This window comes from Bradyrhizobium forestalis (assembly GCF_002795245.1).
GTDB classification, from domain to species: Bacteria; Pseudomonadota; Alphaproteobacteria; order Rhizobiales; family Xanthobacteraceae; genus Bradyrhizobium; species Bradyrhizobium forestalis.
The window spans coordinates 1-10,007 of record NZ_PGVG01000069.1; the positions used below are offsets into that span (position 1 = coordinate 1).

Annotated in this window: 9 protein-coding genes, 1 tRNA gene and 1 pseudogene; 8 read left to right on the top strand and 3 right to left on the bottom strand. The window is 65.3% G+C overall.

What is annotated here, in order from left to right; genetic code table 11:
* Positions 1-209: 209 nt before the first annotated feature.
* Together queG and CVM73_RS37170 are read right to left on the bottom strand one after the other, a co-directional pair.
* Complete coding sequence (gene queG, locus CVM73_RS37165; protein ID WP_100236691.1) at positions 210-1,385, bottom strand: tRNA epoxyqueuosine(34) reductase QueG; 1,176 nt, start codon at positions 1,383-1,385, stop codon at positions 210-212.
* A complete protein-coding gene (locus CVM73_RS37170; RefSeq protein ID WP_100236692.1) occupies positions 1,334-2,026 on the bottom strand; it encodes a glutathione S-transferase family protein in 693 nt (230 codons plus the stop codon). The genes queG and CVM73_RS37170 overlap by 52 nt, the downstream gene beginning before the upstream one ends.
* A gap of 169 nt (positions 2,027-2,195) precedes the next feature.
* Here CVM73_RS37170 and CVM73_RS37175 point away from each other — a divergent pair, with 169 nt between their 5' ends.
* From CVM73_RS37175 to CVM73_RS37185, 3 genes are all read left to right on the top strand, one after another.
* Entirely contained in the window at positions 2,196-3,002 is an 807-nt protein-coding gene (locus CVM73_RS37175) for an undecaprenyl-diphosphate phosphatase (protein WP_100236693.1), read from the top strand.
* Positions 3,003-3,094: 92 nt separating this feature from the next.
* Positions 3,095-4,420 (top strand): FAD-binding oxidoreductase, encoded by a 1,326-nt coding sequence (locus CVM73_RS37180; protein ID WP_100236694.1) that lies wholly within the window; start codon positions 3,095-3,097, stop codon positions 4,418-4,420.
* Positions 4,421-4,423: 3 nt separating this feature from the next.
* Positions 4,424-5,164 carry an SDR family oxidoreductase gene (locus CVM73_RS37185; RefSeq protein ID WP_100236695.1) on the top strand — a complete coding sequence of 247 codons (741 nt, stop codon included), beginning with the start codon at positions 4,424-4,426 and terminating at the stop codon, positions 5,162-5,164.
* Between the two features lie 80 nt (positions 5,165-5,244).
* Here CVM73_RS37185 and CVM73_RS37190 read toward each other — a convergent pair whose 3' ends face one another.
* Positions 5,245-6,210, bottom strand: a complete 966-nt coding sequence (locus CVM73_RS37190) for a complex I NDUFA9 subunit family protein (RefSeq protein ID WP_100236696.1) — start codon at positions 6,208-6,210, stop codon at positions 5,245-5,247.
* Positions 6,211-6,361: 151 nt separating this feature from the next.
* Between CVM73_RS37190 and CVM73_RS37195 the strand changes: the two genes are divergently transcribed.
* From CVM73_RS37195 to CVM73_RS39910, 5 genes and pseudogenes are all read left to right on the top strand, one after another.
* Positions 6,362-6,448: transfer RNA gene (locus CVM73_RS37195), tRNA-Leu, on the top strand.
* 219 nt (positions 6,449-6,667) lie between these two features.
* Positions 6,668-6,991, top strand: a complete 324-nt coding sequence (locus tag CVM73_RS37200; RefSeq protein WP_100236697.1) for an addiction module protein — start codon at positions 6,668-6,670, stop codon at positions 6,989-6,991.
* On the top strand, positions 6,922-7,089 hold the full coding sequence (locus CVM73_RS41905; RefSeq protein ID WP_100236698.1) for a hypothetical protein: 168 nt from the start codon (positions 6,922-6,924) through the stop codon (positions 7,087-7,089). Before CVM73_RS37200 ends, CVM73_RS41905 begins: the two co-directional genes overlap by 70 nt.
* 265 nt (positions 7,090-7,354) lie before the next feature.
* Complete coding sequence (locus CVM73_RS37210) at positions 7,355-8,131, top strand: helix-turn-helix transcriptional regulator (protein WP_100236699.1); 777 nt, start codon at positions 7,355-7,357, stop codon at positions 8,129-8,131.
* 281 nt (positions 8,132-8,412) lie between these two features.
* Positions 8,413-10,007: pseudogene (locus tag CVM73_RS39910) on the top strand (autotransporter domain-containing protein); the annotation flags it as partial.

Here is a 10,007-nt window from a genome sequence, read left to right on the forward strand (position 1 = left end):
CCGTCGCTCTTGCACTCAACACCAGGCCTCGGAAGACCCTGGGCTGGAAAACACCGGCAGAAACTCTCGACGAATTGCTGCGGGTGAGCGATACACAAGGTGTTGCGACGACCGGTTGAAGTCGCCCAGTACTCCGAGACAGCCGTGATTGAGTCGAGAAGCCACGGCGTACTGGATGCCCCGGTCAAGCCGGGGCATGACACCGAGCATTAGGAAGCGGCTTGCCACTCCTCACGCACGCTATCGTCGTGCTCGTTGCTCGCAGCGGCAGACTTCATCGCCGCAAACTCCTCCCGTGCCACCAGCTGACCGAGCGCCCACACTGCAGCCCCGCGCACCAGCGGGCTCGCATCCGCCAGCAATCGCCGCGCTTCCTCAGCCAGCGCCACCTCGCCGGAGTTGCCGATCGCAATCAGCACGTTGCGCAAGAACCGGTCGCGGCCGATGCGCTTGACCGGCGACTTCGTGAACAGCGCGCGAAACGCGGCATCGTCGAGCCGTGCCAGCTCGGCGAGGCCAGGCGCACGCAATTCATCGCGCGCGGCGAGCTTGGCCTCGCGTCCCTCCTGCGCGAACTTGTTCCAGGGGCAGGCGGCAAGGCAATCATCGCAGCCATAGATGCGGTTGCCGATGCTCTTGCGAAACTCGTGCGGGATCGGCCCCTTGTTCTCGATGGTGAGATAGGAGATGCAGCGCCGCGCATCGAGCTTGTAGGGCGCGGGGAACGCCGCAGTCGGACAGATGTCGAGACACGCCCGGCACGAGCCGCAATGATCGATCTCGGCGGTATCGCGCGGCAGATCGAGCGTGGTGTAGATCGCGCCGAGGAACAGCCACGAGCCGAACTCGCGCGAGACCAGATTGGTGTGCTTGCCCTGCCAGCCGAGATGCGCGGCCTGCGCCAGCGGCTTTTCCATCACGGCCGCGGTGTCGACGAACACCTTCACGTCCGACGGCGCGGTCGCGATCAGCCAGCGCGCCAGCGCCTTCAGCCGCTTCTTGATGAGGTCGTGATAGTCGTCGCCCTGCGCATAGACCGAGATCGCCGCGCGCGTGCGCTGCTTCAGGATCGCGAGCGGATCGGAGTCGGGACCGTAATTGACGCCGAGCATGATCACGCTGCGCACGTCGCTCCACAGCCCGCGCGGATCGACGCGGCGCTCCGGCTGAGCCGCGAGCCAGTCCATGTCGCCATGGCTGCCGGCGGCGATGAATTCGAGGAAGTGCTGTCCGGCCGCCTCGATCGTGCCAGGCGCGGTGATGCCGATGCAGTCGAAGCCGAGCGCGCGGGCTTCACGCGTCAGCGCCGTCTTCAGTTCAGTCGGATCGGGGTTCAGAAATCCAGGTCCACGTAGGTCCGCGACGCCGGCACGCCGGCCAGCCATTCGCTCAGCAGCGGGCGGAACGACGGGCGGGACTTCACCCGCGCGTACCACGCCTTTGCTGCGTCGTCCTCGCTCCATGGCACGTCGCCCAGATAGTCGATCGCCGAAAGATGCGCCGCGGCGGCGAGATCCGCGTAAGTGAGCCGGTCGCCGGCGAGGAAATTGCGCGTCTGCGCCAGCCACCCGATATAGGCCAGATGATAGCGCACATTGGCTTTCGCTGCGCGCATCACGTCGGCCGAAGGCGGGCCGCCGCCGTTCTCCTCGCTCATGAAACGCTTGTAGATGCGCTCGGTGACGAGGGGGTGCGAGACCTCCTCGAAGAATTTTTCGTTGAACCAGGCCATCAGCCGGCGCACCTCGACGCGCTCGGCAAGCGTCTCCGGCATCAGGCGCTTCACGCCCATCCCGGCGCCATAGGCCTCGTCGAGATATTCGGCGATGATGGCCGCGCCCGGAATCGGCGGCTGCTCCTCGTCCACCATGACAGGCGTGGTGCCGGCCGCATTGAGCAGCAAAAATGCCTCGCGCCGTTCCCAGCTGCGCTCTTCGACCAGCTTGAGGTCGAGCCCGTATTCGCCCGCGATCAGGCGGATGAAGCGCGAATGCGGACAGAACGGGTGATGAAACAGCGTAAACATGAAGCCTTTGACTATTTGATGGTGCTTAAGAATCCATCAATGTTTGTGCGGCGCCACACTAGTCCCTCAAAACCGCGAAGCAAGAGCGTGATGTCGCATTTTGCGATTGCAGCATTGGGGGGAATAGGCGAGAAGAGCCCCGCTTTTCCAGCCGAAATGGACCGTAAATATGTCAGACGCAATACGGGCAGTGATCCTCGGCATCATCGAGGGTGTGACCGAGTTCCTTCCCGTATCCTCGACCGGCCACCTCTTGCTCGCGGAGCGCTTCTTCCATCTCGGCGAGGGCGCGTTCTGGGATTCGTTTACGGTTCTGATCCAGCTGGGTGCGATCCTCGCGATCGTCGGGCTGTATTTCAGGAAGTTGTGGGACGTCGTGATCGGCCTGTTCACGGGCGATGCCTATGCGCGCCGCTTCGTGATCGGCGTGCTGGTGGCGTTCCTGCCGGCCGTGATCGTCGGCCTCGTCGCCGGCAAGTACATCAAGAGCGTGTTGTTCAATCCATGGGTCGTCTGCTTCACGCTGATCGTCGGCGGCGCCATCCTGCTCTGGGTCGACAAGCTCGGTCTGAAGCCGCGCGAGTATGACGCCACCAGGTTTCCGCTGCTGATGTATCTCTATATCGGCATCGCGCAGTGCGTGGCGATGATCCCGGGCGTATCGCGCTCCGGCGCCAGCATCGTCGCTGCGATGCTCCTGGGGGCCGATAAGCGGGCGGCGGCGGAGTTCTCGTTCTTCCTCGCCATCCCCACCATGATCGGCGCGTTCGCCTACGATTTCTACAAGAGCCGCGCCGAGATGACGATGGACCACATGAACATCGTCGCGATCGGCTTCGTGGTGTCGTTCATCACCGCGATCATCGTGGTCAAGACGTTCCTGGAATACGTCACCCGGCACGGTTTCGTGCTGTTCGCCTGGTGGCGCGTCATCGTCGGCACCCTCGGCCTGATCGCGCTGGCGCTGGGGCATTAAGCTTTACGGCCCTGGCCTTCAACGCAATATAAGCTTTTCGCCGGTAGGCAGTTTCCAATGCAGGGCGGCGCGCCCGGCACAGGAGCTGAACCATGACCCTCGTCAGCGGCTGGGGGCGTTTCCCGGTCGTCGATACCGAGATGCTGCGGCCGCGGTCGTTCGAGGCCGTAGGTGAAGCCATGGCGTCCGGCGCGGTGGCGCGCGGCAATGGCCGCGCCTATGGCGATGCCGCGATCGGCGCCGCCAGAACCGTCGCGATGACGGCGTTCGACCGGGTCAGGTCGTTCGATCCGGCGACCGGGCGCATTCGCCTCGAGGCCGGCGTGCTGCTGTCGGACCTGATCGACACGTTCGGCCCGCGCGGTTTCCTGCCCTTCGTCGTGCCCGGCACACGCTTCGTGTCGATCGGCGGCGCCATTGCCGCCGACGTGCACGGCAAGAACCATCATTGTGAAGGCGGCTTCGGCCGCTATGTCGACAGCATCCTGCTGCGCACGGGCCAGGGCGAGACCATCGAGGCCTCGCGCGAGCAGAATTCCGATGCGTTCCTTGCGACCGTCGGCGGCATGGGCCTGACCGGGGTGATCCTCGAGGCGACGCTGCGGTTGCGCACGGTCGAGACGGGATGGATCCGCGAGCGCGTGATCTCGGCATCCGATCTCGATGCCGCGATGCGCGCGCTCGATGCGGGCGATGCCGCGACTTATTCAGTGGCGTGGATCGATTGTGTCGCGCGCGGCAAGGATCTCGGCCGCTCGCTGATCTATCTCGGCGAGCACGCCGGCAAGGACGAGCTCCCTGCAGGCGCCGCCGCGTTTCCCGCCGCGAAGGATCCCGGCCTCGGCGTGCCCATCGATCTGCCCTCGATGACGCTGAACCGCTTCAGCATCCGCGCCTTCAACGAGCTGTATTACCGCATGGGCGCGCGGCGCGCCGGCGGCAGCCATGTGGTCTCGCTCTATCCCTATTTCTTTCCGCTCGACAGCCTCAAGGACTGGAATCGCATCTATGGCAAGCGCGGCTTCCTGCAGCACCAATGCGTGATTCCTGAAAACGGCGCGCGCGCCGTGCTCGGCGAGATCCTCGATCGCGTGGCGCGGCGCGGCGATGCCTCCTTCCTCGCGGTGCTGAAGAAGCTCGGCCAGGGCGACGGCATCCTGTCGTTTCCGCTGCCCGGCTACACGCTGGCGCTCGATTTCCCAGTGAAGGACGACATCCTGACCTTCCTCGACGAGATCGATCGTCTCGTGGTCGCGGCCGGCGGGCGGCTCTATCTCGCCAAGGATGCGCGCCAGTCGCGTGCGACGTTCGAAGCCGGTTATCCCGCGCTGTCGCGCTTCAACGCGATCCGCAAATCGCTCGATCCCGCCGGCAACATCCGCTCGAAGCTTTCACAACGTCTGTTTGATGAGGTCTAGGCCGTGACGTCACGCAAGTCCGCAATGGTGCTGGGTGGCTCCTCCGACATCGGCCGCGCCGCCGCGCGCGCCTTTGCCAGGAGCGGATACGACGTCGCCCTCGCCGGCCGCGACGTCGCTGCGCTCGAGCCTGACGCCGCCGATCTGCGCGCGCGCTACAATGTCGAGGTCGGTCTCCACAAGTTCGATGTGCTCGACACTGCGTCATTCGAGAGCTTCGTCGGCAGCCTTCCCACGCTGCCCGACGTCGTCATCTCGATCGTCGGCCTGCTCGGTGTGCAGCAAAATGCCGAAAGCGATCTCGCTCACGCCACTGCGATCATGCGCTCCAACTACGAGGGACCGTCACTGATCCTCGGCCTGTTCGCGGAAAAGTTTCTAGGCCGCGGCAGCGGCACGCTCGTCGGCGTGTCGTCGGTCGCCGGCGATCGCGGCCGCGCCTCGAACTATGTCTACGGCTCGGCCAAGGCCGGCTTCTCCGCCTTCCTGTCCGGCCTGCGCGCTCGGGCCAACAGCAGTGGCGTGCATGTCGTCACGGTGAAGCCCGGCTTCGTCCGCACCAGGATGACCGAAGGCATGAAGCTGATCGGCCCGCTCACCGTCGAGGCGAGCGTGGTGGGCGACGCGATCCTTCGCGCCGTCGAGAACAAGACCGACGTCGTCTATGTCAGCGGCAAATGGCGCCTCGTGATGCTGATTATCAAGGCGCTGCCGGAAGCGGTGTTCAAGAAGCTGAAGTTTTGAAACGCTTGTGATGCGCAAGTCCTCGCCGCAGCGGCGGTCTGCTCCCTCGCCCCGTTCTTACGGGGAGAGGTAAAGACAACTCACACGCTCATGCGCTGGAACTGACCGGCCGAGCGGAAGCGCCAGAGATATTGCGGGGCGATCGCTTCCAGCGAATCGGCTGATATGCCGAGGCCTTCCAGCGTCAGGCCGGCCGCCTTCGCGGCCTCCGACACGACATTGTCGCGCTCGAGCAGCGTGACCTGGTCCGGCGTCAGCTTGAACGCGCCCGGCGCGAATTGCAGGAAGTTGGCCTGGAAGCGGGCGAGGCCGAACGGCAGCGGGATCAGCATCCGCTTCCGGTCGATGATGGCGAGGATGGTCTGGATGATCTCGCGCATGGTCAGCACTTCCGGCCCGCCGAGCTCGTAGGTGGCCCCCGCCTTGGCCTTGCCGTCGACGGCATCGGCGATCGCGGTGGCGACGTCGCCGACATAAACCGGCTGCATCCGGGTCGTCCCGCCGATCAGCGGCAGCACCGGCGACATCCGGGCCAGCGCGGCAAAGCGGTTGGTGAACTGGTCCTCGGGGCCGAACATCACGGAGGGGCGGAAGATCGTGGCGGAGGGAACCGCGGCCAACACCGCGGCTTCGCCGGCCGCCTTGGCCCTGGCGTAGTGCGAGGGCGATTCGGCGTCGGCGCCGATCGCGGAGACATGCACCAGGGCGCTACCTGCTGCGGCCGCCGCCTTGGCCACGGTTTCGGCGCCCTTGGCCTGGACGGCGTCAAAAGTCTGCGCGCCGCTCTCGGTGAGGACGCCGACGAGGTTGATTGCGACATGCGAATCACGCAGCGCCGCCTCGACCGAGGCCGGATAGCGCAGATTCGCCTGCACGGTGTGGACCTGCCCGACCCGGCCGAGCGGCTGGAGGTATCCGGCGAGCTCCGGCCGCCGCACCGCGACCCGGACCCGGTAATCCCTCTTGCACAGGGCGCGGACGACGCTGCGGCCCAAAAACCCCGATCCGCCGAAAACCGTGACGAGCGTGTCCAGATTCGATGCCATGGGAGCCATTCCTGCGGAAAAGAGTGCGTCTTGTCAGGCTTGTATCGGGCCGGTTTGCGATGCGCAATCGGCATCCCGAACCGGGCTTCAAGCATGAATTGACAACGGCGTCACCGAACCGTAGTAACCGCCTCCGTGCCCCAAACGGCATGCCCAGGTGGTGGAATTGGTAGACGCGCTGGCTTCAGGTGCCAGTGGCTTAACGGCCGTGAAGGTTCGAGTCCTTTCCTGGGCACCATTTTTTTCTGGGGACCTTTTCTCCTTTGGATGCTCCTCAACGCCGGTCCCCGCGGCGGCGCTCGCCTTTCGTGGGCCGCGGCGGGAGCTTAGTCCGCAACAATATTGCGAAATCGGTCGGATTTCGCCTTTCAGCCGGCCGCCTCAGCAACGATATTGGTCTCGACGAGCCCGCGAGGGGTGTGATTTCGTCGATGAAACGGCCAAGAGATTCGGGATCATGGCAACGCTCGACATCAGTCGCTTGACGCCCAAGGAACGGCTCGACCTCATCGGGGAGCTTTGGGACAGCCTCTCCGCGGCCGACGTGCGGTTAACCCCGGCGCAGGAGGCCGAGCTGAACCGTCGGCTTGCGACTTTTGACGCGGACCGTCGCGATGCAATTCCCTGGGAGGATATCGACGCCGATCTTGACCGCCGGTTGCGGCCAAGGTTCTTTTTACACAAGCGGCACGGGCCGACCTCGCCGATGCCGTGCGCTGGTACGATACCCACGCTCCGCATGTCGTGCCGCAATTTCGCGACGCCATGCGCACAGCGCTGATCCGGATCGCGGAGAATCCCAAGCAGTTTCCGCCGGCCCTCAAAGACACACGCCGCGCCTTGCTACGCCGCTTCCCCCTACATTCTCATGTATCGTGAGATGCACGACGCGGTCTACGTCGTTGCGGTGTTTCACACCAGTCGCGATCCCTTGATTTGGCGGCGCCGTTGGTAGCCGGTCCTGCTCGATGACGCATCGAGGTTTGCGCGCCAGCTCTGCAGGAGCCTGCAGGTTCATCATCCCGTTGCTCATCGGTGGCGCTTTGGTTCCGTTTGGTGGTAGCAAACGATTCCACCGGCCAATCGCTCCGAACCGTCGCGATGCCACACACGCAGCGCACGCAGAATCTCTGAGCGACACGCCATGAACGCCACGACCCGGGAAGACATCCATCGCGTATGGGACGAACTGTCCGATTTCGAAGTCGCTCAATCCGCGCAGGCCGTCGCTTGCCTGATGGCGTTCCTCTGCGATCGGGGTAATGCTTGGAACGCCACCTGGGCGGGCGCGATCCGCGTCGACGGGAATCGCGATGGCGATCCGCTGCAAGGGTGGCGCGTTGGTGCCGTTCAGGCGCTCCACGCAATCGCCCCGCATCCCGATGAAGGGCATTTCAAGGAAATTCTGCAGGTCTGGGATCGGCGCGAGATCGACCCTTCCTTTCTGCTCCCAATGCGAGACGTCGGCGCTTTCAGGACCTATTCGTTCCGGAGGGAATTGCCCGCGGGTTGGTTCGGATCGCCGTTCTACGAGCTTCACTACGGCTCCGTCGGCACCTTCGATGCGGTCTTCGTAGCGTTTCCCCTCAATGAGGACTGCGAGTCGCATTTCGGTTTCTACTCGCGCAAAAGGTTTACCGATGAGGAGATTGCGCTGCTCGCTTATGCGCTACGCGGGATCAAATGGTTTCACCGCTATCTGATGCTGAGCCATGGTCTCCTGATGGCGTCCTCGCCGCTGACGCCAGCCGAGCGCAAGGTGCTGCAGCTCTTGCTGACTGACGCCTCGGAGAAGCACATCGCCCATCAGGTCGGGACGGCGGCATCCACCGTCCATCAGTACGTCGTCAGCATCTATCGCAAATTCGGCGTGCGCAGCCGCGCGGGCCTGATGAGCCTGTGGCTGAACCGCGCCGGCTGATCCATTCACATCCCCCGCGGAGACTACCCCCTACTGTTTAGTGGGCATGACGTTCAAGCACCGTCTCAGTACTCACGAAGCAGGGGAGTCGGCATCGATTGCAGCTTGTCGCTGGCGGGCTGGTTGTCCGGGTACGCAATGACTCTGCGGCGAGCCGGCGCCGCAGGTGGATTCGGCAATCTGGCAGGGGCGGCGGCGCGGAGCCGCCGGGGACGGCGAATTTGATCGAATTTCATTGCGCATACCGCAAGCGGGCGCTGCTGCTTACGACTGTGTCTTTCATGGCGCTGGGTGCCGTGTCGGTGGCATCGCCGGCACTCGCGGATGGCGGTGCGGGCGGTGACGTGCCGGCAGCTGGCGTGGCGGGCGGCGCCGGCGGAACCGGCTTCACCGGCGATGCAGGCGCCATTGGCGCCTCTGGTTCCGCTGGTGGTGGCGGCGGCGGAGGCGCGGCCGGCGGCGGTAACGGCGGAAACGGCGGTACCGCTGGGGGCGGCGCAGGCGGCCCCGGCGGCACCGCGTTCAGTCCCAACGGGCAAAACGGCAGCAACCGTGGCTCTGGCCTCGGCGGCGCTGGAGGTGGTGGCGGCGGATTCAATGGCAACGGCGCTGGTAGCGCGACCATCACCAACACGTCCCCCCTGACCGGCGGCAACGGCGGCAACGGCGGCGTCGGCGGTGGTGGTGGCGGTGGCGGTGGCGCCGGCGGCTATGGCGCCATCGTCACTGGCGGGGGCGCGAGCAGCAATACGAGCACCATCACTGGCGGCACGGGGGGCGCTGGCGGCGCGACCAATGACGCTGCGGCGGTCAAGGGCAACAGCGGAGACGGCGGCGTGGGCGTGCAGTTCACAACGAGCGGCGCGACATTCGCCAATTCCGGCTCGGTCACCGGCGGCAACGGCGGCGCCGCGGGCGGTGGCCAAGGCATCGCTGGCAACCCGGGTGTCGGCGGCGCCGGCATCGTCGGCTCGGGGCTGACCATCATCAACAGCGGCACCATCACCGGCGGGCTTGCCGGCGACGGGGTAACGCGCGCCGACGCCATCACCTTCACTGGCGGCACGAACGTGCTCGAATTGCAGGCCGGCTCGACCATCACGGGCAATGTGGTTGCGTTCAGCGCCGCTGATACATTGCGGCTTGGTGGCAGCAGCAATGCGAGCTTCGACGTCTCGCAGATCGGCGGCAGCGCGCAATACCAGGGCTTCGGCGTGTTCGACAAGACCGGCGCCAGCACCTGGACGCTGACCGGCACCAATGCGGCCGCCCTGTTATGGGCGATCGACGCCGGCACGCTGATGGTGAATGGCACCATGAGCAGTGCGAGCATGACGGTGAACAGTGGCGGCGCGCTCGGCGGCATCGGCACGGTGGGGAGTGTCACGGTCGCGAGTGGCGGCACCTTTGCGCCCGGGTCCGGCACGCCCGGCAGCACGATGACGGTTTCGGGCAATCTCGCCTTCCAGTCCGGCGCGTTCTATCTGGTCCAGGTCAATCCCTCCACCACTTCAAGCGCCGTCACCGGCACGGCGACTCTGACCGGCGGCAGCGTGCAGGCGGTGTTCGCCTCGGGCAGCTACGTCACCAGGAGCTACGGCATCCTGCATGCCAGCGGCGGCATTACCGGCACCTTCACCGGCGTAACCGGCAATGTGCCGGCAGGCTTCACCGAGAGTCTGAGCTACACCACGAACGACGTGTTCCTGAACCTGACCGCCACGCTCGGCCAGCTTCCCGGTGCGGCCCTCAACGGCAACCAGCAGAGCGTCGCAGGCGCGCTCAACAGCTTCTTCAACAATGGCGGCGCGCTGCCGCCGAGCTTCGCCGGCGTGTTCGGCCTGACCGGCGGCAATCTTTCCAATGCGCTGGCGCA

Excerpts from the sequence above, each read along its gene's own strand:
- queG (WP_100236691.1), bottom strand. The coding sequence starts at position 1,385 with ATGGCTGGCCGGCGTGCCGGCGTCGCGGACCTACGTGGACCTGGATTT.
- CVM73_RS37170 (WP_100236692.1), bottom strand. The coding sequence starts at position 2,026 with ATGTTTACGCTGTTTCATCACCCGTTCTGTCCGCATTCGCGCTTCATC.
- CVM73_RS37175 (WP_100236693.1), top strand. The coding sequence starts at position 2,196 with ATGTCAGACGCAATACGGGCAGTGATCCTCGGCATCATCGAGGGTGTG.
- CVM73_RS37180 (WP_100236694.1), top strand. The coding sequence starts at position 3,095 with ATGACCCTCGTCAGCGGCTGGGGGCGTTTCCCGGTCGTCGATACCGAG.
- CVM73_RS37190 (WP_100236696.1), bottom strand. The coding sequence starts at position 6,210 with ATGGCATCGAATCTGGACACGCTCGTCACGGTTTTCGGCGGATCGGGG.
- CVM73_RS37200 (WP_100236697.1), top strand. The coding sequence starts at position 6,668 with ATGGCAACGCTCGACATCAGTCGCTTGACGCCCAAGGAACGGCTCGAC.
- CVM73_RS37210 (WP_100236699.1), top strand. The coding sequence starts at position 7,355 with ATGAACGCCACGACCCGGGAAGACATCCATCGCGTATGGGACGAACTG.